Source organism: Petrotoga sp. SL27, assembly GCF_002924605.1.
GTDB lineage: Bacteria > Thermotogota > Thermotogae > Petrotogales > Petrotogaceae > Petrotoga > Petrotoga sibirica.
In genome coordinates this window covers 19,870-40,697 of sequence record NZ_JAIP01000012.1, presented here as the reverse complement: position 1 = coordinate 40,697, position 20,828 = coordinate 19,870, and the positions used below count along the sequence as shown (strand labels likewise).

The 20,828-nt window shown below is 33.6% G+C and carries 19 protein-coding genes; 2 read left to right on the top strand and 17 right to left on the bottom strand.

What is annotated here, in order from left to right:
• Positions 1–6: 6 nt before the first annotated feature.
• On the bottom strand, positions 7–2,352 hold the full coding sequence (locus AD60_RS04625; protein ID WP_103927401.1) for an HD domain-containing phosphohydrolase: 2,346 nt from the start codon (positions 2,350–2,352) through the stop codon (positions 7–9).
• A 278-nt stretch (positions 2,353–2,630) separates the two neighbouring features.
• Between AD60_RS04625 and AD60_RS10165 the strand changes: the two genes are divergently transcribed.
• Positions 2,631–2,801: a hypothetical protein gene (locus AD60_RS10165; RefSeq protein WP_158248376.1), complete on the top strand. Its 171-nt coding sequence runs from the start codon at positions 2,631–2,633 to the stop codon at positions 2,799–2,801.
• 109 nt (positions 2,802–2,910) lie between these two features.
• Complete coding sequence (locus tag AD60_RS04620; RefSeq protein WP_158248375.1) at positions 2,911–4,491, top strand: NFACT family protein; 1,581 nt, start codon at positions 2,911–2,913, stop codon at positions 4,489–4,491.
• A 5-nt stretch (positions 4,492–4,496) separates the two neighbouring features.
• Here AD60_RS04620 and AD60_RS04615 read toward each other — a convergent pair whose 3' ends face one another.
• The 16 genes from AD60_RS04615 to aglA form a co-directional block, all read right to left on the bottom strand.
• The gene (locus AD60_RS04615; RefSeq protein WP_255396819.1) at positions 4,497–5,234 is read right to left on the bottom strand and encodes an IclR family transcriptional regulator; all 738 of its coding nucleotides are present in this window, start codon (positions 5,232–5,234) and stop codon (positions 4,497–4,499) included.
• Between the two features lie 72 nt (positions 5,235–5,306).
• Entirely contained in the window at positions 5,307–5,672 is a 366-nt protein-coding gene (locus AD60_RS04610; RefSeq protein WP_103927398.1) for a hypothetical protein, read from the bottom strand.
• Positions 5,669–7,162 carry a tripartite tricarboxylate transporter permease gene (locus tag AD60_RS04605; RefSeq protein WP_103927397.1) on the bottom strand — a complete coding sequence of 498 codons (1,494 nt, stop codon included), beginning with the start codon at positions 7,160–7,162 and terminating at the stop codon, positions 5,669–5,671. The genes AD60_RS04610 and AD60_RS04605 overlap by 4 nt, the downstream gene beginning before the upstream one ends.
• Positions 7,163–7,178: 16 nt before the next feature.
• Positions 7,179–7,682: a tripartite tricarboxylate transporter TctB family protein gene (locus tag AD60_RS04600; protein ID WP_103876486.1), complete on the bottom strand. Its 504-nt coding sequence runs from the start codon at positions 7,680–7,682 to the stop codon at positions 7,179–7,181.
• 76 nt (positions 7,683–7,758) lie between these two features.
• On the bottom strand, positions 7,759–8,715 hold the full coding sequence (locus AD60_RS04595; RefSeq protein WP_103876485.1) for a tripartite tricarboxylate transporter substrate binding protein: 957 nt from the start codon (positions 8,713–8,715) through the stop codon (positions 7,759–7,761).
• Positions 8,716–9,024: 309 nt separating this feature from the next.
• Positions 9,025–9,225, bottom strand: coding sequence for a hypothetical protein (locus AD60_RS04590; protein ID WP_103876484.1), 201 nt, complete (start codon positions 9,223–9,225; stop codon positions 9,025–9,027).
• A 31-nt stretch (positions 9,226–9,256) separates the two neighbouring features.
• A complete protein-coding gene (locus tag AD60_RS04585; protein ID WP_103876483.1) occupies positions 9,257–10,210 on the bottom strand; it encodes a sugar kinase in 954 nt (317 codons plus the stop codon).
• 205 nt (positions 10,211–10,415) lie between these two features.
• Positions 10,416–11,288 (bottom strand): dihydrodipicolinate synthase family protein, encoded by an 873-nt coding sequence (locus AD60_RS04580; protein WP_103876482.1) that lies wholly within the window; start codon positions 11,286–11,288, stop codon positions 10,416–10,418.
• Between the two features lie 182 nt (positions 11,289–11,470).
• Complete coding sequence (locus AD60_RS04575; RefSeq protein WP_103876481.1) at positions 11,471–12,631, bottom strand: tagaturonate epimerase family protein; 1,161 nt, start codon at positions 12,629–12,631, stop codon at positions 11,471–11,473.
• Positions 12,632–12,645: 14 nt separating this feature from the next.
• Positions 12,646–13,803 carry an ROK family transcriptional regulator gene (locus AD60_RS04570; RefSeq protein WP_103876480.1) on the bottom strand — a complete coding sequence of 386 codons (1,158 nt, stop codon included), beginning with the start codon at positions 13,801–13,803 and terminating at the stop codon, positions 12,646–12,648.
• A gap of 32 nt (positions 13,804–13,835) precedes the next feature.
• Positions 13,836–15,203: a glucuronate isomerase gene (uxaC, locus tag AD60_RS04565; protein WP_103876479.1), complete on the bottom strand. Its 1,368-nt coding sequence runs from the start codon at positions 15,201–15,203 to the stop codon at positions 13,836–13,838.
• Between the two features lie 157 nt (positions 15,204–15,360).
• The gene (locus tag AD60_RS04560) at positions 15,361–16,389 is read right to left on the bottom strand and encodes a Gfo/Idh/MocA family protein (RefSeq protein ID WP_103876478.1); all 1,029 of its coding nucleotides are present in this window, start codon (positions 16,387–16,389) and stop codon (positions 15,361–15,363) included.
• 19 nt (positions 16,390–16,408) lie between these two features.
• Entirely contained in the window at positions 16,409–17,692 is a 1,284-nt protein-coding gene (locus tag AD60_RS04555; RefSeq protein WP_103876477.1) for a TRAP transporter large permease, read from the bottom strand.
• On the bottom strand, positions 17,689–18,171 hold the full coding sequence (locus AD60_RS04550; protein ID WP_103876476.1) for a TRAP transporter small permease: 483 nt from the start codon (positions 18,169–18,171) through the stop codon (positions 17,689–17,691). The genes AD60_RS04555 and AD60_RS04550 overlap by 4 nt, the downstream gene beginning before the upstream one ends.
• Positions 18,172–18,258: 87 nt before the next feature.
• On the bottom strand, positions 18,259–19,236 hold the full coding sequence (locus tag AD60_RS04545) for a TRAP transporter substrate-binding protein (RefSeq protein WP_103876475.1): 978 nt from the start codon (positions 19,234–19,236) through the stop codon (positions 18,259–18,261).
• 126 nt (positions 19,237–19,362) lie between these two features.
• Positions 19,363–20,754 carry an alpha-glucosidase AglA gene (gene aglA, locus AD60_RS04540; RefSeq protein WP_103876474.1) on the bottom strand — a complete coding sequence of 464 codons (1,392 nt, stop codon included), beginning with the start codon at positions 20,752–20,754 and terminating at the stop codon, positions 19,363–19,365.
• Between the last annotated feature and the right edge of the window lie 74 nt (positions 20,755–20,828).

The window sequence follows — 20,828 nt, the reverse complement described above, 5'->3', positions numbered from 1 at the left end:
CATTTTCTATTCTTCGTATTTTTTATACATTTCCTCTATTTCTTTTTCGTACCTTTTCAATATTTCTAGCAATTTTTGGTTAAAATGATCTGGTTTTGTCCTGTTATCCCCGTGTAACAATATGTCAATTGCTTTCCTATGCGAAAAAGCTGCTTTATAACTCCTTTTTGATCTTAATGCATCGTATACATCTACTAAACCAACGATCTGGGCTTCAATGGGGATCTGTTCACCCCTTAATCTAAAAGGATACCCAGAGCCATCGTAATGTTCGTGATGGTAAAGGGCAATTTTTCTAGCTGTTTCAAAATATGAACCATCCAACAAATTATCCGCATATAGCGGATGTTTCTTTATTTCTTCCCATTCTTTTTCGTTTAGTTTACCCGGTTTATTAAGTATCTCGGCAGGAACAAAAAGTTTTCCGACATCGTGAAGAGGAGAAAAATCTCTTATTCTTTCAACATGTTCTTTGGGTAAACCCAATTTTTCAGCAAAAAATGCAGATAATTCACTTACACGGTAAATGTGTTTTTTACTGTTCTCATCGTGTGATTCTGCCAATATAGAAAGTTTGCTTGCAAAGGTTGCATAAGCATTTTTTACCTCTTGCGTTTTTAATCTGTTAACAAAAAACATTTTCGCCACATTTAGCAACGAATCAAAAAATCTTACCGATTCTTCGGAAAAATTCTCATCGCTACCTTTTTTAATATCAAGGGAAATATTCAAATATCTATCTTCGTCTATTTTTATTGTTTTCAGTAGAGAGGATTTTATTGGTTTGGTAAATTTGTACATTAAATTGGCTACATCTTTAGGCATCTTTTCTTCATCCAATGAAAGTACGTTATCAAGTACCATCGATTCTTCAGCAATAAAAGCATAACTTTTTTTAAGATTTAAACTTTTTAAACCAATAATATCATGACCCCACGTAGTTAAAAATCTCCAACTATCTCCCTCTATTATAGAAACACTACCATAATCAGCTTGGGGAATTTCTACGATTAAAGTATTTAAAAATTTTTGAAAAAAATCTTCTACTTTTACCTTTTCATCTCCTACTTCAGAGATAATTTCCAACAGATGAATTATTTTATTATTCAGTTGTTCTATTTCTTGATAATTACTCTCTATTTCTTCATTTTGTGATATTAACTCTTCGTTGTAGGAAGTTAATTGTTCATTTGCTGCGGTAAGTTCTTCATTGTAACTTTGAGCCTCGTCCTTTGCCTCATTTAATTCATTCAAAAGAGAGTGAAGTTTTAAATTTTCTTCTCGTAGCACATATATGAATAGAATAGAAAAAGGTACTAGAATTATTATCATCCAAAAAATTATGGGGTAATTCTCATAAAAAGAGGGCGGTTTATTCTGGATTATTGAATCTGCTGGTAGTCTATTGATTGAAATACCAAATCTTTCCAACTGAAGAAAGTTAAAAACGTATTTATTATCAGGGAAGTAAGTTCTTGGTAACTCTTTAATATTAATTCCGTTTAATAAGTCTATTGCTATTTCTCCAGCTTTACGTCCTTGATCGTATGCACTGGTAATTTTACCTCCTACAACGTTGTTGCCCATATAAACGCTTGAGGTAGTATAAATGGGAAGCTTATCAAATTGTCCCATATATTGTTCTACTTGTATGTAATCATAAAAATTTCCATAAATATCTTTACTAAAAGCCAAAAGGAGTACAATTGAGTTTTGTAATGGTGTATCTAGCTCTTGTTTTATTTGATCCAATGAATCGGTAAGAAAGATAAAATTGATACCCTCAAATTGAGGTATTACGTTATTTTCCACTTCTTGCTTAAAAAGTTCTCCAGTTTTGGTCTGATTATCAACAATTACATAAACATTCTCTGTGGTTGGATGAAGATTTAGAGCTAATTCTAAGGTTTCTTTTATATCATGAATCTCTACAATCCCACTTACAAAGTTCAATTTACTCAAATCGTACTCTTGATAGTAATTGATCCCGGCATGCACTATAGGGGTTCCCAAAAAAAGTGATTCATAATTTGATAAAACAAAATCAAAGGCGTTATTATCCAGAGCGATAACGACATCAAAAGTAAAATTACTAAATTTTTTTTCAAAGTACTCTTTGAATATGTTTAAACTATTATCATCGCCAAACCTTTTGCTATCAAGATATTCAACATATATATTTATACTTTCTTCATCTTCTAAAATTGAATATATACCTTCTAATTCCCTATCTGACCATGACAAACCCGGATTATATGAATTTAAAATTAGGATATCAGCAAAGGCCAAAGAATAAATCCCAGACAAGATGAGTAATAATAACAATAATCGAACTTTAGTGTTTTTTTTCAAATGTGAACCTCCTAGCTATAATGAGTGGGAATTTTAACGTTTATTTTGACTTTCAATAATTCTTACTTTCGATATTATATCACAAATTAGTAAACTGCTATAGTATAATAATTTCCTAGTTAAACAAAAATTATTCTAAAGTTATAATATTCGTAATATATATTTTCTATCATATCAATAGTGTTTAAGCCGATAAATTTGTTCAACTTTTTTCAGCAGTGTTTCACTTAGTCTATCGTCTAATTTTGTCTAAAGTTAAGTACAAAGGAGGGGGTATTATGTCTAAAACATGGTTGATAGTCGTTGGAATTTACCTTGTGCTAATGGCTATTGCAGGTTTTAGTGTTGCAACCATGCCAAACTGGCATGCTTGGATAGACATCATCGTTGGTATTATTTCTTTGATAGTTGGTTTTATGGATAAAGGAAAGAAAGGCTCAGCGGCGTAGAATTTTAATTTCATAAAATTTGTACAAAACACAAAAGAGGCAGAAATCCTTTTGCCTCTTTTGTGTTCTTAATGGGCTCTATATTTTCATTATAAAAGAGGTGGTTTATTTGCCTTTTGATGGTTTGGTATTGCATAAAGTTTTAAAAGAAATAAAAAACAACATTTTGGGAGATAGAATTAAAAATATTTATCAACCTATCAAATCCCAAGTGTTAATACAATTTTCTCAAAGTTTTGTGCTTCTTTCTTTAATAAGCCCTTCCTATGTTATTTTACTTTCTCAAAAACCAAACGTACCCATACAACCAGCGAACTTTGCACAGTTTTTACGAAAAAAGACAAGAAACGGAAGAGTGGTAGATGTTGAACAGTTAGGTTTAGACAGGATAGGTTACTTTGAAATTGAAAGTTACGATCAAGAAACTTCTGCAATGAGAGAATATAAGCTATTTTTCGAATTAATGGGAAGAAATTCTAACTTAATACTCGTTAACGAAGATAATAAAGTAGAAGAATCTTTAAAAAGGGTTTATGAAGAATTTAGACCTATAATTCCAGGAGTTAAATACCTGCCTTACTACGATGATTCTCAAACAAATATATTGGAAGAAAATATAGAAAACATTGAAAATATTGATTATGATAGATTGATGGGGTTTTCTAAAAAATCAATAGCTTTTTTGCAAGAAATAGGTATCCAAAGAGCTGTACAAGACCTCAAAAAGCCTTATCTTTTCTACTTCAATGAGGCAAACACATATGATTTCTCCGCAATAACTCCGAATAATTTTAAATATGAGGAATTAAAACCATCAGAGGCATTGCTCAAAGTCTTCCAAGAAAGGGCTAATCAATCACGATTATTGGAAATAAAAAGGGATTTGGGAAAAAGGGTAAAAAGTGAAATTGACAGATTAGAAAAAGCCAAAGAACAAATATTACAAGATTTAAATGAAGAAAAAAGTCTAACGGACTTAGAAAAAAAGGGAGAACTTCTTCAAACTTATCTCTACAAAATAAAAAAAGGTGAAAGATACTTTACAGTAACCGATTGGAATACTGGTGAGGAAGTCACAATCGAAATAGAGCCACTTTTATCCCCTACGCAAAACCTGGAAAAACTGTATAAAAATATAAAAAGAACAAAATCAAGAGTCGAACATGCTAAAAAAAGAATAAAAAAAGTGAATAACGAACTCGAATATTACAATCAGTTATTTGAAACAATCTCTTCCGCAGAAGAAATTGAAACTTTAATAGAGATAAAAGAAGAAATGAAAAATATAGGACTGATAAGTGAAAACAAAAAATCTAAAAGGGAAAGAAAAGTAAAAACAACCTTTAGGAAATTTAATTACAAAGGCTTTGAAATACTAGTTGGGAAAAATAATAAACAAAACGATGAATTAACAAGATCAGCTACACAGGCTGATATATGGCTTCATACACATGAGATCCCAGGTTCTCATACAATAATAAAATCTTCTGGTAAAGAAATACCAGAAGAAGTAATAGATTACGCAGCAAGAATTGCTGCAACATTTTCTAAAGCAAAAATGTCTTCCAATGTGGCGGTTGATTACACTCAAAGAAAAAACGTATGGAAGCCAAAAGGAGCAAAACCAGGAATGTGGTTGTATAAAAATTATGAAACCATTATCGTTGAACCTTTTAGAGAAATACCATGAAAAACTTAACCTTTATGACCCAAGAACTCTGAAATATTTTTGGCACATTCCATAACATAACGAATGTATTCATCGACTTTTTTTTCTTCTGCCCTAGCGACACTCATCGAAATACTTACTCCCGCTATTACTTTTTTATCGTAGTTAAATATAGGAGCTCCTATACAAAAGATCCCGATTTCATTTTCTTCGTTATCAATTGCGTATCCTCTTTTTCTTATTTTTTTAAGTTCATTTTTCAATTCATTAGGATCAGTAATTGTGTTTTTACCCCTCTTTTTTTGCTCCACAATTTTCAAATATTCTTCTACTTCTTTTTCAGGTAAATGCGCCAAAATAGCTTTTCCAAATCCTGTTGCATAAAGGTTCATCTTCATTCCAATTCTTGACATCATTGGTAAAGAATTGGGGCCTTCTATCTTTTCTATATATATTCCTTCATATCCTTCTTTAATAGCCAAATGAACTGTTTGACCTGTTTTCACCATTAAATCAACTAAGTGTGGATGTGCAATCTCCCTAAGATTTACTTTTTTTAGAATAATACTTCCATACTCCACAAGTTTAAAACTCGGGAAATAGGATTTATCACTATTCTTTGACAAAAGTCCTCCTTTGTACAAGTCGTCTAAGTACTTATAAGCATTGGACATAGACATATCAAACTCTCTTGCAATTTCTGTTACATTAACTGGTTTTGGTGAATAGACTATATAATCTAATACTTCTATAACTTTTCTGATAGATTGAATAGATTTTCACCTACTTTCATATCTTTTAACTAAATATTATACTATATTTATTTGACAAGCACCTTAATTATCTTTTATTTTGATGACTAACTGAACAAAAACATCATATGTTTTAAGTTTATGAGGAAAATTATGTGGTATAATGGCGATAGAACCTTTTCTCAACTTTGTTGTTATTGGTTTAGTAATTTCTCCACCCCTAAACTCACCATCTTCGATCTCTTTTGAATTCAATAAGTCCTCTCCAATGGTTAAATCGGCTTCACCATCAAGAACTATATACACATCAGTCCACTTTTTATGTTTTTCAGCTTCTGTTTCTATATTTGACATTTGGACAAATTTTACATAACTGTTCCATGAAATTGGTATTTCATAAGGTTTTTTGTTCTCTTTTTCAAAAATATTCTTAACAATAAAAGGTTTCATTTGTTTTTACCGCCTCCAAAAATTTTTCCAATTAGTTTAGAAATAGGCCCCCCAAAAAAAGTCAATGTAATAAGAATTACGAAAATCAAAGAAATAGGTCTTGTGAAAAAGAGTGTCATGTCCCCGCCTGTTTTTGTTAACCCAACTCTTAGATTATCTTCTATCATTGGACCTAGAATAATGCCAAGTATCATCGGCGGAGTTGGGACATTCGTTTTTTCAAACAGATAACCTATGACTCCGAAAAGCAACATCACGTATATATCGAAAAAGCTATTTCTTATAGCATAAGACCCAATCATGGAGAAAATTACTACAATTGCCATAACAATTGAAGTATTCATTTTAAGGATTTGTGAGTAAGCTCTAATTCCTAGATAACCAACAAATATCAAGAAAATGTTGGCTATTATTGCTACTGTAAATAAACCAGTTACAATGTCTCCGCTTTGTTCAAATATAAGAGGACCAGGTTGTATCCCAAACATAAGGAATGCACCGAGTACAATGGCCGTTATGCTATCTCCCGGAATACCAAATACCAATGCAGGGATCCACGTTCCTCCTAATGCTGCGTTATTTGCGGATGTAGGAGCTATTACTCCATCGACAATACCCGTTCCAAACTCTTTTGATTTTTTTGAAGTTTTCTTTTCTGTACCATACGCAACCCACGCTCCGATATCAGCTCCGGCACCGGGTAGTGCACCTATAAAAGTACCAATTATTGCTGATTTTATTATAACAAACGGTTTTTTTATAATTATTTTTAAAGCTTCAAGAATAGGTACACCCATCTTTTCTTTTATAGTTGGGACACCTAAACCTGAACTTCCTCGTTCAATATTTTTTAGAACCTCTGAAATCCCAAATAGTCCAATCATCGCAGGTATAAATTCAATTCCCCCCATCAATTCAATATTCCCAAAAGTGAATCTTGGATAGCCAGTTGTAATGTCTATGCCAATAGTTGAAATCAATACGCCCAATAAAGCTGACGATAAGCCCTTTATTACATTTCCTGAACTGAGTACAGCGCTCATGCTTAAGCCAAAAATTCCCAACCAAAAGTATTCATAGTTAGTAAATTGAAGAGCTAGCTTGGCTAAAGGTGAAGAAACTGTTATTAAAATCAAAACGCCAATAAGACCTCCTATGGCTGAACAAAACAAATCAAGTGATAAGGCTAAGCTACCTTTTCCTTTTTTAGCCATCTCATGACCATCTAAAACTGCAGCTCCTGATGAAGGAGTACCTGGTATTCTTAAGTTAGTAGCTGGAATATCACCTGCAAATATAGACGTAAAGGTAACTCCCACAACCATTGCCAACGCCGCTAAAGGGCTCATATAATAAGTTATAGGAATTATTAAAGCTACGGCCATTGTTGCGGTGAGGCCTGGTATACCTCCTACAAAGATTCCAAAAAACATAGCAATCAACATTGGAAATAAGACGTCGGGTTGAAATACTTGCAAAACATTTTCCATTCAAATCACTCCTGTTTTAAAATGAAAAAAGGATCCCTTCGGGAAAAGGTATTTTGAAAAGGTACTCAAAGATCAAGATAATAATTACCGTCACGATACCTGAATAAATCAGTGCTCTTAATAAACGCACACCAAAGGTAGTCATCAAAATAGTTGAAAAAATAAAGAGCCCCAATTTAAATCCAACAAGATTAATAAATGGAACAAATAAAATTATTCCAGCAATGACAACAGTTATATTAAATAATCCTTTCTTTGTAACTACAGTTTTTCTAACCTCTTCTTCTTTTTTTAGACCTTCTTCATTCAACTTTTTTAATTTAAAAGTCCGAAGAATGCCTACGATTATTTCATAAATTCCTATTACTATAAGAAAAATACTTATTACTTGCGGAAAAAAACTCGGACCAGGCAATTCTTGACCTCTTACTACATAACTAGGGAATTCTAAACTTATTAAAATAACAATGATTGATAATAAACTCAAGATGCTACCATATACAATATTTTTATAGTTCATCTTTTAGCACCTCTCTAAAATTGACAAGTATTTTTAAACAATCTCCCCGACAAGTAAGTGTCGGGGAGAAAAGAGACTATTCTGGCAAATACCCCCCGATTTGGAGTATCTCTCTCCAAACTTTGTCTTGCTCAGCAACATACTCTGTAAATTCCTGAGAACCACGAATTTTAATACCAAAACCATTTTTATCCATGAAATCTTTAAAATCTTGAGATTGGGCTATTTTTATAATTTTTTCTTCTAGCAAGTCTTTTATCTCTGGTGGTGTTCCCTTAGGTACAGCAATTCCACGCCATGTTCCTGCCGACCAATCAATTCCTATCTCTTTTAATGTTGGAATATTTGAGTACCTCGGATCTCTTTCATCTGCCATAATTGCTAAAGCTTTAAGGTCACCAGATGCCATCTGTGGCCAGACTTCAGGAATACTGGAAGTGATAGCATCCACATGACCGCCTAACAATTCTACGACAGCAGCAGCAGCTCCTGTAGTTGGTATCCAAGTTGTGTAATCGGGAGGTATTCCAACAGCATTAAACATTCCGATTCTTGCAAGGTCCCAAACTGATCCTACACCTGAACCTGAAAACAGATACTTTCCTGGATTCATGGCTACATCAACCAATAATTCCACAGTACTATTCCATTCTGAGTCCCCTTTAACAATCAAGCCTGCAGGATCAAAATTAACTTGAGCTATATAGTCGAAATCTTCATAAGTTAAAGGAGTAAGACCCATCCAATGCATACTAGCTATTTCCAGGGTTACCAAAGTTAGGGTGTATCCATCAGGATTTGCATACGCCCCAGCAGCATGACCAACTGCACCACTGCCGCCGGTTTGGTTCACAACAACAAAGGGTACTCCAAACTCTTTAGATAATTCATCAGCTAAAAATCTTGCCAATCTGTCTGTTCCTCCACCCGCTCCCCATGGGCAAATAATGGAAACAGTTTTACGGGGGTAATCCAGAGAAAAAATGCTAACAACAATAGTTAACACTAAGAATATAACCAATAACTTCTTCATACTGACACCTCCTCAAATTAAGTTGAAAAATCTCTTTAGAAACTATAAAACATGCATTGTAACTAATTTTAATACCTTCAATATTTGATGTTTACCTCCTCACTATATAATTTATTTGATACCACATTTTTATTATCTCGTAAGGAGGTCATACAATTGTCATTATTCGGTGACTCTTCTCAACTATACTGCGATTTCGTCTACTTGGAGTGGATAATTATCCAATATTTTAGTTCTTTTTCGTCACACTTACTTTACCTTTAGTTATTCTTTACTTTTGCCTATTTCTGAAATGGGTAATAATAGTTGTCAAATGTTTTCAATATTATCGATATTCTCATACTTTAATACATATTTTTCCATTAATTCTATAACTGCTTGGGCTACTGTTTTTGCTCTGCCTTCTACAATTGGTTCTACCCATCCAATTAACCCATCATCAGTTTCAAGTTTTAAAAACATCCATCTTGGTTGTTCGAAAAAGATATCATAATTAACTATTTTCACCATATTTATCCACACCTTTTATTTATTAAGAAAGTTATCTATTTAACTCTGGACTATTTCCGACAAATTCTTTTAATTCATCCCAGCTTGGTAAGCTTTCTACATCTCCTTTAACCGTTAAAGCAAAGGCCCCACAGGCATTTCCTAATTTTACAGATTCTTCTAATTCATAACGCTTTGTAAGACCAGTTATAAATCCAGCAGCAAAGGCATCCCCCGCACCTATAGGATCTATTATTTTTGGTACTTGGAATCCTGGAACCAAAACTCTTTTATCCTTTGTTCCCAAATAGGCACCTTTTTCTCCCATTTTTAAAACAACAATTTCTGGTCCCAGATTTAAAAATCTATCTAGAATTTTATCTTTATCATCTTCATTAATTAATATTTTTGCCTCACTTAGACCAGGAAGTACTATGTCCGATTTTTTAATTAAATCCAACAAAATATTTATCATTTTGTCTTTATTATTCCAAACCTTTAATCTAATGTTGGGATCAAAGATGATTTTTAGATCATGTTTTTTTGCTATTTCTATAGCTTTATACACTGCCTCACAACAAGATTCACTTAATCCCGGTGTAATACCAGTCAAATGTAAATACTTTGCTTGAGAGATGTAATTCTCATCTAAATCATTTTCATTTATAAAACTTGCAGCAGAGCCCTTTCTGTAATAATATACTTTGCTTTCTCCTAATTCTCTCCGTTCTTTAAAAAAAACGCCCGTGGGGTGCTGCTCATCTCTTTTAACTTGAGAAACATCAACCCCTTCACCTCTAATAAATGACTCAATATAATCTCCGAACCCATCTTTCCCTAATTTGCTTATCCAACCAGTTTTTATTCCTAATCTTGAAAGACCAATCGCAACATTGGACTCTGCTCCACCAATTTGTTTATTGAATTGATATACATACTTAATAGACCCCGTTTCTACAGGTACAAATAAAACCATCGTTTCCCCTAAAGTTACCAAATCAATCATATTGATTATAACCTCCTGGTTACAAATAGTTTTAGTGTCTTTTGAGATGCTAAAAACATCTTTTAGTTTTTCTTAGTCTGGCAAACCATCTGTAGCGCTTTTAAAATTAAAATCTTATTTTTGTCTATCATTTTATTTCTAAAGTGTCTAAGTTTTGAAAGGTTATATAATTTTTGGTAGATCTATTAATTAAATTATTTACTCTTTAACTCTTCAATATTTTTTGCCCTTCCAAAGCATTTTTTACTTTTATAAGAAAATTTTCATCATATATGAATGGAAACCTTGGACGTCCCACATTAATGCCATTTAAATTCAAAATAGCATGAATTATTGGAATGCCCTGCCCTAATTTCCTAATTTTTCTGTAAGCAAATAAATAATTCATTTTTTCTTTGTAATCCTCCATATTGGCATTTTTTATAGCGTTATAAACATCGACAACATACTCTGGAAAGGCATTAGACATAGCAGAAATTGCGCCTTTCCCTCCATGAAGCATCGTCGGATTTAGATACAATTCCGAACCATTTAGATAATTAAATTTTTCCAAATCAACGGTAGAACATAAATCATAAAAATAATTTAAATTATTGGTAGTATCTTTAATACCGTACACTCCTATTCTTACCAATTGTTCTACACAAGATACAGAAAGATTATATCCAACTCTAGGGGGATTGAGATATACAAAAACGGGAATAGTAATTTCTTTTACTATTTTTTGAAAGTATGAAATAACTTCCTCTTCTTGGTAATTATAAAAATACGGAGGAACAAAAGCCACGGCATCTACTCCCTTGTTTTGAGCGTATTTTGCAAGTTCTAAAGATGTATTAGGATTACTTGATCCCACGTGAACAATTACTGGTTTGTTCAATTTGTTTTCTACTACTTTATCGATAATTTGTTTTTTTTCTACTTCGTTTAACAACGCTGTTGAGCCATAAGTCCCTAGAATAAAAAAGCCATGTACTTTTTCTTTTAAGAAAGACAATAAATTCTCTAGTCTAAATAAATCAACTTTATTCTCATTGTTGAAAGGCGTAATTAAAGATGTAAATATTCCTTCAAACATATTTTCTCCTTCCTCTCTTATTGTTTTCTTATTAAGAAAGCAACTTTCTTATTTTCAAATCAAAAAAATTATAATAAAATAACGCCTACTTGTCAAATCCGATTATAAGCAATTAGGAGCATTTATTAGCAATTATTTAAGTTTAGCTAATAAATGCTCCTGTTTTCTGAGTTTTTCTGTTTTTATTTTTTTTCTTCAATTTTAAGTTCTTTAACATGTTTTTCTATATGGTTCGCAACGTTTCGATGGTATTCATTTTGGTATTTTGTAAGGATCTCAAAAAACTTTTCTCTGAAATCGTATTGAGGGTTCAAAACAAACATATATGAAACGTGCAGCGTTTGCCTTGCATCTGGGTTTTGTAGGTACTCTGTTGGGGATAGATCTTTTGGAACAGAGAATGGATCACAGGAAAGATGGTAGTATTTATCCATCTCTTCTCTTTTATCAAGACATGTTTTCCAGATTTTTTTGAAGAATTCAGGATCTTTTTGAGCTACAATCTTAATAGCTTCGAGATAGCTGGTTCCAGATGTTTTTAGGTGGTAATTACCTTGAGTAACTTCACCTATTATGGGATAAATAGAGAATTTATCACTACCAGAATGAATGGAAAGCCTGTATCCAAAGTATTTGGCTATTTTGTCTTGTTTGATAAGAGACTTTTTAAACTCTTGTAGGTTTCCTATATAGTCAATAGCTTTTTGAAACTCCCCAGGGAACCGCGGGGCTAGGGTATCTATTTTTACTCCTTCGTCGTAGATATATTTAGAGATCAAAAAATGTGTTTTTTCGTCTGTTGGAACATCTGTCTCGTCAACTGAAACTTCAAAAGTTACCTCTTTTTTATTTACTTTCGGGAATTTGTTCCATACATCTATGACTCTTTCGATAACACCGGCATAAATTGAAACGATTTTATTCAACTCGTTTTTATTTGAATATTCTATGGGCATATCGTTTACAAAAAAGCTTTTGTTATAAAATTGATCAAATATGCGTTCTTTTATAGAAGAATCTTTATTATTCATATGTTCTGAACAATCCAAAGTCAACATTGTAATACCCGAATCTAAAGCATATTGAATCTCCTCATCGCTTTTCAAATGATCTCCATCAAATCCACTGTTTCCAACATAATTTTCTTCAATGAGTGCATTTAGTACGTCTTTTCGCACGTCACTGAACGTTCTTCCTGTAAAGTTTAATTCCCTAATGCTTTGTTGTGCGAAAACAGGAAAGAAGTTGTATTTTTTTGCAACCTTTATATGGCCGTGGGTAGCAATTCCTATTCTATCTCCAAGACCCAAAGAAATACCTTTCTTCGGTAAAATTGTAAACATTTATATTTTCCTCCTCATGGTATTAATTCTTCTCTTACATATTTTTCAAAGGCATAAGTCGCAGCTCCACAAGCTGTTAGGTATTCCCCTATCGAAGAAACTTCAACGGTCACATCTTTGTTTGCGTAAAATATATTCTGGTTGTAACTTTGTTCTGTGCTGTCTTTAAGAAATTCCCACCCGTTTGACACCCCACCTGCTATATAGACCTTTTCTGGATTTAAAATATTGACTAAAGTAGCAATGCCAATTCCTAAATATTTTCCTGCTCTTTCAAAAGCTTTTATCGCATTTTCATCACCTTTTTTGGCTAGTTCATATACTAATTCAGATTCACAACTTCCTTCACACTCTAAATTTTTCCCGGATATTTCTTCGTAATTTCTAACAATCGCTTTACTTGAGCTTTCTGTTTCCAAACAACCTTTTTTACCGCAGTTACACTTTCTGCCTTCGGGGTTAACCGTAACGTGACCTAACTCCCCTGCAGCGTTCTTATATCCTCTCAATATTTTTCCGTTACTTACTATTCCTACTCCTATACCTGGACCGATGTTGATTACACAAAAATCTTTCTCTTTGTGGGAATTGTTAGAAATTAAGCTTCGCGCCATCATTATTGTGTTGTGGTCCACGTAAGCAGGTAGGTTGAATTCTTTTTTCATCACCTTTTTAACTTCAAAGTTGGATATATCAATATTGTGAGATCTGATAACCTCTCCTTTTTCGGGATCTATATAACCAGGAAAAGCCATCCCTATGCCGATTATGTTGAATTCTTTTTTTACCATTTTTATATTTTCATAAATCTGTTTCAACAATTTGTCGTTCTTCTCCGATACGAATCTTTTGGAATATAAGATATCCCCTTTACCGTTCGAGACAATAACCCTTGAATATGCAGAGCCCACGTCATATCCAATAAACAAGAATTCATCGTAGTTTATATCAAGCAAAATACCCTTTTTCCCAACACGAGAAACATCCTCACTTCCAACTTCTTTCAATACCTTTTTATGAATTAAAAGATTCGTTATATAACTCACAGTTGAAGGCATGAGGCGTGTTTCTCTTGCGATTTCAGCTCTCGTCATAGGGCCTTTAACTCTTAATGAGTGGAAAATAAGTGCCGCGTTGTTTTCTTTTAAAGAAGACAAGGATGCTTTTTTCATCAAATAGTACCTCCGGGTTCAATAATTTTTATCTAAATTTTTTCAAAGAATAACCTTTTTGGTCTGAAATAACTAATATCTCTCACCAAATCAAATGCTTCCCTGATAGGTATTTGACCTTTTTCTACCATTTCACCAACCACATTAGATAACTCTCTTCTGAACATCTCCGTTCGTGAACCATAGGAGATTAACTTTCTTGAATCTGTTACCCAACCTGCTAAGTCGCTAAGAAGGTCTACAGTAGCTATATATTTTAAATACATCTCCATTCCAAAAGGGCTGTCGTTGAACCACCAAGGCGCTCCTAGACTAACGTTTGGGAAAGCCCTTGCTATGGAGGCAACGGTTGGAAATAGTGACGGATCCAAACAGTACAAAACAACTTTCAATTTTTCATCAAATTGGTTTAAAAAGTATCTTAAGCCATTTGCCAAGTCAACGTTGCTGGTTGAAATATCCCCCCCAGTGTCTGGCCCCAAAGTATTATATAACTTGTCTCTATAATCTCGCATAGCACCAATATGTAATTGCATAACCCAATTACTCTCAGCATTCATCTTACCAAATTCATAAAACAAAAGGGATTTGAAGTCTGAAATTTCTTTTTTAGTTAACTCTTTTTTTGAAAGTGCTTTTTCATATACTTCTTGTACTCTTTCTTTTTCAACTGGGTATGAAACGGGTTCAAATATCCCATGATCGCTCGACACTCCACCAAGTTCTTCAAATTTTTTGTGAGTCTTGTAAAGAGCATTTAAGAACTCTTCAAAGCGTTCGACATTTTCTTTTGTTATTTCTCCTAGCTTTTCTACAAATTCTTTCCAATTTTCTTTTTCAATGTTCATAGCTTTGTCTGGTCTCCAAGTGGGAAGAATCTTTATTCCCCCAATATCTTTAGCTTTTTCATGATATGAGAGATCCTCTGTCGGATCATTTGTTGTACACATTATTTCTACGTTCATTTCTTTTAATAATCGTTGAGGTTTCATGCTTTCGCTTTTTAGTAAAAAAGAAGTATCTTGCCATATCTTTTCAGCAGTATACTTTGAAATGGTGTCCTCTATTTTAAACCTTCTATTTAAATCGAGGTGTATCCATTCATAGGTAGGATTGCCAACGAACCCAGGGAAAACTTCAGCCAATGCCATCCACTTTTCCTTATTTGAAGCATTTCCGGTTATTTTTTCTTCGGGGACTCCTCTTTTTCTCATTAATTCCCAAACATAATGATCTGTCTCGCCTTCGATTTGCCAGATGTCATCCCAACCTTTATCCTCAACGATCTCTTCCACATCCCCGTGATTGTGAGCATCTAAGATAGGGAGATCTTTAATTGAATTATACAACATCTTCGAAGTGTTGTTTTGTAGTAAATAATTTTCGTCTAAAAAAGACATTTTTCTAACCTCCTCTAATTTAATTTTTATGCTGTCTTTGGAAATTCTAAAACATTATATGTAGCGCCCCCTAGACCCGCAGCCGCCCGTAAAGAAGAGCAAAAGACTTCAACCATCCACAAGGATAACTGTCTATTAAATTTTATACATCTTAATTCTATATAATATCAACCTTCTGAGGTCTCTTGGTTCTTGATGATTCATATAACGCTAATACTACTGATAAGGTATTTCTGGCATCTATTCCAGTGACCATAGGTTTTTTATTTTCTAAAATACTTTCAATTATATTTTTTAACTGCCTTTGATGTAAATAATAATCGATTTCTGGAGAGCTTTGTCCATTTTTTTGCTTTTCGCTTTCTTTTCTTTCAAAGGTGTATTGGTCCGTTTTCCAAGTGTCTATTTTTTCGTCGACAATTACCACTAATCCTTTTTCACCATAAACATCCAATCTGGAATACAATCCTGGATAAGCAGCTGTGTTGGCTTCAATAAGTCCAAGTGCCCCATTTTTGAACTTAACTGTCCCAGTTAAAACATCTTCTACTTCAATATCATGCATCCTTGTGGCGGAAAAAGCAAAAACCTCTTCAATTTCTCCCATAGTGTAACGCAGGAGATCAACATAGTGTATTGACTGGTTAATTAATGCACCGCCTCCATCTAATTGCCATGTTCCATGCCAATTACTATCGTTAAAGTAATCTTGGCTTCTATACCATTTAGTATGAGCTGCGCCAAAATTCAATTGTCCAAAATTGTCTTTTTCTATGGATTTTTTTAATTTTATTATCGCATCTGAAAATCTCCTTTGAAAAATCACACTTAACTGAACATGTTGTCTTTCACACTCATTTATCAATGCATCTGCTTTTTTAAGGGTTATATCTATAGGCTTTTCAACTACTACATGTTTTCCGCATTTTGCAGCTTCTATTCCAATATCCGCATGTAATCCACTTGGAAGAGTAACACATACTACGTCTATATCACTTTTTTCTAGGAGCTCTCTGTAATCAGTGTAATAATCACAATTAAACTCTTTTGCAAAAATTTCTCCTTTTCTTTTCTTTCTTGTAGAGATTGCTACTAATTGGCCAGCTTCTAAACTTTGTAAAGCTTTAGCATGAACTTTTGCCACACTTCCAGTGCCTATTAAACCAAATCTTACTTTATTGCTCATTTCAATCTGCCTTCATTTTCTAGAATGAGGTTAGAGATGGTAACCATTCCGCAAAAAACGGGACATACGTTACTAGTAACAATATTCCAATCATGGCAAGATAAAACGGCCACATCGCTTTGAAAACATTTTCGATAGTTGACTTTCCGACTACAGTTCCAACAAATAAAGTGTTCCCGACAGGAGGGGTACATAATCCTATTCCCAAGTTTACCATCAAAATTATTCCAAAGTGTATTGGACTAATACCTAAATCCACTACCAGGGGTAAGAATATTGGAGTAGTTATAACTATCAAAGGTGCCATATCCATAATCATCCCTAACAATAACAAAACAGCGTTTATTATCAGTAAAATAATGTACTTATTGGAGGAGATATTTAAGATTGTATTTGCAACCAATTCTGGAATATTTAGATAGGCTAATAGCCAACCAAAAGCTGAAGCTGCCCCAATTAAAAAAAGAACGGCTATAGTAGTTTCTAAAGTTTCTCTCATAATTTTGAGAAATTTTGGTACTGTTAATTCTTTATATACAAGAGTAGCAACTAATAAAGCATATACTACAGCAATTACTGAGGCTTCTGTTGCCGTAAATATTCCTGACAAAACGCCTCCAAGAATTATGACAATAGTCATCAGACCCCAAATAGAATCTAAAGCGATTTTTAAAGCGGCTTTTCCTTTTGGTGGATTCCCTTTAGGATAGCCTTTTTTTACTGCTATAATGTAAGCAGGTATCATCAAGCCTAAACCTATCATAATTCCTGGTATTGCACCAGCGAGGAATAAACTCGCTATAGAAACCCCGCCAGCGGCTTGAGCGTAGATTATTGCGTTGTGACTAGGAGGTATTACTAAACCTTCAGTTGAAGAGGTAACAGTAACTGCGATAGAATAGTCTTTCTCATAACCATGTTCTTCCATTTCTGGTATTAAAATAGAACCAATTGAGGCTGTATCGGCCACAGAAGATCCTGACATCCCGCCAAAAAACATTGATGCAACAATATTCGCAAAAGCTAATCCCCCGCGTATTCTTCCAACCAAAAGATTGGCAAAATCGACTAATCTTTTTGCTATTCCTGATTCAGTCATTATCTGTCCAGCTAAAATGAAAAAAGGGATAGCCATCAAAGAAATGTTATCAAGAGGGTCGGCCATTCTTTGCAATACAATCATTGGAGGGAGACCCAAATAAAATACAGTTAAAAAAGAGGAAAATAATAGAGAAAAAGATATAGGTATTCTCAAAAAAATCATTACTAAGAAACTTACAATAAGTATAATAGCAGCATTCATATTTTATCCCCCTCTTTTTTGCTTTTCCACAATGCAAATATTCTTTCAAATACAAAATAAAACATTATAAATCCACTAATAGGGATAACTCCATAAATGTAAGATTGCTTTATTCCAAGGGTAGGCAATGTTTGAAATTTTGTTAAATCTGCAAGTTGGAATCCATAAATGATTGCTAGAATGGAGTAAGCAATATATGCTAAAATTTCCAATATATCTGGTATTATAGGGGCTTTCTTAAATAAAAAGTTAGAGACTATTGAAATCGAAATATGAATAGATTTCCTGATTCCCCATGTAGTTCCTATAACCACTAAATAAATCATTGTTACACCTGACATTTCCTCCTGCCAAAACAAAGGAGAATTAAAAATATATCTAGCAATCACTTGTGAAAATGTGATAGCAACATTAAAAAGTAGTGCGGCACCCAATAAGGCAAAAAAGATTTTGTCAACCCTCTCGAAAAATCTATGCATTTTCGTTTCCTCCTTGTGTTGGGAAGTTAATGCTACCTTTAAAATTATTAAGAGAAGGGGAGAGTTTCCCCTTCTCTAAAAGGAAACTCATTCTATCGATTGGATTTGTTCAATGAGATCAGAATATTTTGCACCATATTTTTTATAAACATCCTCCATAGCATCTATAAAAGGCTGTTTTTCTGGATGAATAATCGTCACTCCTGCATCTTGTACCTCTTTCAAAGCAGCTTTTTCTTGATCAAGCCAGAGTTTAATTTCTGCTTCTTGAGCTGCTTGAGCAGCCATTTTTATAATTTGTCTGTCTTGTTCTGATAATTGATCCCAAGTGACCTTACTCATAAAAATCATTTCTGGTACCATGGAGTGCTCATCTAACGAAAAATAACGAGCCACTTCATAATGATGTGTTTCTAAATAACTAGGAGGATTATTTTCTGCCCCATCTATAACCCCAGTTTGTAAAGCTGTATATACTTCTTCAAAAGCCATTGGGGTAGGCTTTGCTCCCAATGCCCTCACTACATCCATCATTAATTCACTTTTTTGAACTCTAATTACCATACCTTTCATATCATCCGGTGAATATATGGGCTTTTTAGCATAAAAGCTTCTTGCACCGGAGTCCATGTAAGCTAATCCTACCAAACCTACTTGTTGTAATTCTTCAAGAATGCTCTGACCAATGTCGCCGTTTAAAACATTCCACATATGGTCTCTATCTCTATATAAGTAGGGTAATGCTAAAACGTTTAGCTTATCGTATAGCGAAGTTAAAGGAGAAATAGAAGTTCTGTTTATGTCTATTATACCCATTTGTGTTTGTTCGATAGTTTCTTTTTCAGATCCTAAAACAGCACTTGGATAGATTTTTATTTCAATCCTTCCGCCAGTCCACATATTAACTAGTTTTGCCATAACATCTAAACCTTCTACCGTTGGATAACCCCATGCATGATCGTCAGAGGCCATCAAAATGATTTTGTCACCTTGTTTTTGTAAAGGAAAGATAGTTACCGAAAACACCATCACCAAAGCTAACGTAACAATAAACAACTTTTTCACCACAAACACCTCCTGTAATTTGGTTTTTTCCAGTCTCCAAGAATCAGAATACCTGGTATCATCTTCGACAAATATTGAATCTTTTTGGACGGTTTATAAATCACCTCCCTCGTTTAAACTCGTTTTTTAACTTCTATAATGCTCCTTCATTTCCTTGTTGAATGGTAAATCGAATATCTCATCCCACAATTTAGGGATATCGTCATAATTTTTGGTTCTTGGATCTCTTACTAAAACTTCTTCTAAGATCTTTCTATCTCCCGTTATAAAGGCTTCTAATGCCATTTCCATTCTTGTGATTCTGGGGATTATATAGTAATTTTTAATCTTTTCTGGTAGATCTGGCTGTATCTTTTCAGGGAATATTCCATTTTTGTTAACTTTTACAGGCACTTCTACAACTACATCGTTAGGAATGTTTTTTATCGTTCCATTATTCAAAACATTCAAGAACAACCTTGCTTCAACATCGTTAGTTAAAGCGTTTATAAAAGGTATCTGTTGTTCACCACTCATTTTTTCCTTTGGGAACTCTTCAGGCCAGTGTTCTGTTATTTTGATACTTGGATCTTTCGAAACTTGAATTATCAATCTTTTTATTTGACGTAGTTCTTCATAGAACTTCGGCCTTTCAACTTCGTTGTCTATTGCCCCAAACTTTCCATACCATTTCTTTTTTGCTTGTAAACTATTATGATGTTTCCAAGTGCTGTTTCTAGTTGTGTCTCCTATGGGTAACAATCCATAGAATTTGTACATATCGATAACTGCAGGAGCTAAATGTGTATCCCAAGGATCTTTTGGTTCCCAATTGTTTGATTCTTCTTTTATCCATTTATCTAAGATTTGGTAGCCATCTTCGCCTTTGTATAGAAATCTGTTCAGCCATATTCCATGGTTTACACCAGCTACCTGCCAATCAGTTTCTTTTTCTTCTAATCCTAAAGTTTTTAGAACTTCGTGGATACCTCCAATGCCATGACAAAAGCCCACTACTTTTACGTTGGTCAGCCTTTTAATCAATTGTGTAATTTCAAAAACGGGGTTAGCAGTTTGTATAAGCCATGCATTCGGACATATTTTTTCAATCGATTTGGCTATATCGAGTGATAATTTCAGATGGTTGTAGTTTGTGAATGTATAATAATCCGATACCATGTTGAACTCTTGACTATCTATTCCTCTGTAGTAACCATATTTTTCTGCAACATCTCTCATGATTTCATAACTTACATAACCATCTTCATGACCTGGTGCTCTGTATAATGCCGTGTTTATAACAAAGTCTGCATCTTTTAAAGATTCTTCACGGTTGGTAGTCTTCTCAAATTTAAGATTTCCACCTATTTCTTCTGTGTATCTTTTAGCAAGGTTATCTACAGCATTTAACCGTTCTTCGTCTATGTCCATGAAAGAGATTAAACTTCCATTTAATTCCTTTGTTTTTGCTAAATCTCCTACTAATTTTACTGTGTACCTGACACTACCTGCTCCTATAAAAGAAATTTTAACTGGCATGTTTTTTAGCTCCTTTAATTAATTCATTCTAAAATCGAATTTATTCGTATCCATTTTAAATTAAAATAAACAAA

What these genes read in the sequence shown, in the direction of transcription:
- AD60_RS04575 (WP_103876481.1), bottom strand. Translation starts at nt 12,631, where the DNA reads ATGTTTACAATTTTACCGAAGAAAGGTATTTCTTTGGGTCTTGGAGAT.
- AD60_RS04580 (WP_103876482.1), bottom strand. Translation starts at nt 11,288, where the DNA reads ATGTTTGAAGGAATATTTACATCTTTAATTACGCCTTTCAACAATGAG.
- AD60_RS04590 (WP_103876484.1), bottom strand. Translation starts at nt 9,225, where the DNA reads ATGGTGAAAATAGTTAATTATGATATCTTTTTCGAACAACCAAGATGG.
- AD60_RS04600 (WP_103876486.1), bottom strand. Translation starts at nt 7,682, where the DNA reads ATGAACTATAAAAATATTGTATATGGTAGCATCTTGAGTTTATTATCA.
- AD60_RS10165 (WP_158248376.1), top strand. Translation starts at nt 2,631, where the DNA reads ATGTCTAAAACATGGTTGATAGTCGTTGGAATTTACCTTGTGCTAATG.
- AD60_RS04570 (WP_103876480.1), bottom strand. Translation starts at nt 13,803, where the DNA reads ATGAAAAAAGCATCCTTGTCTTCTTTAAAAGAAAACAACGCGGCACTT.
- AD60_RS04555 (WP_103876477.1), bottom strand. Translation starts at nt 17,692, where the DNA reads ATGAATGCTGCTATTATACTTATTGTAAGTTTCTTAGTAATGATTTTT.
- AD60_RS04560 (WP_103876478.1), bottom strand. Translation starts at nt 16,389, where the DNA reads ATGAGCAATAAAGTAAGATTTGGTTTAATAGGCACTGGAAGTGTGGCA.
- uxaC (WP_103876479.1), bottom strand. Translation starts at nt 15,203, where the DNA reads ATGTCTTTTTTAGACGAAAATTATTTACTACAAAACAACACTTCGAAG.
- aglA (WP_103876474.1), bottom strand. Translation starts at nt 20,754, where the DNA reads ATGCCAGTTAAAATTTCTTTTATAGGAGCAGGTAGTGTCAGGTACACA.
- AD60_RS04595 (WP_103876485.1), bottom strand. Translation starts at nt 8,715, where the DNA reads ATGAAGAAGTTATTGGTTATATTCTTAGTGTTAACTATTGTTGTTAGC.
- AD60_RS04550 (WP_103876476.1), bottom strand. Translation starts at nt 18,171, where the DNA reads ATGCATAGATTTTTCGAGAGGGTTGACAAAATCTTTTTTGCCTTATTG.
- AD60_RS04610 (WP_103927398.1), bottom strand. Translation starts at nt 5,672, where the DNA reads ATGAAACCTTTTATTGTTAAGAATATTTTTGAAAAAGAGAACAAAAAA.
- AD60_RS04585 (WP_103876483.1), bottom strand. Translation starts at nt 10,210, where the DNA reads ATGATTGATTTGGTAACTTTAGGGGAAACGATGGTTTTATTTGTACCT.
- AD60_RS04605 (WP_103927397.1), bottom strand. Translation starts at nt 7,162, where the DNA reads ATGGAAAATGTTTTGCAAGTATTTCAACCCGACGTCTTATTTCCAATG.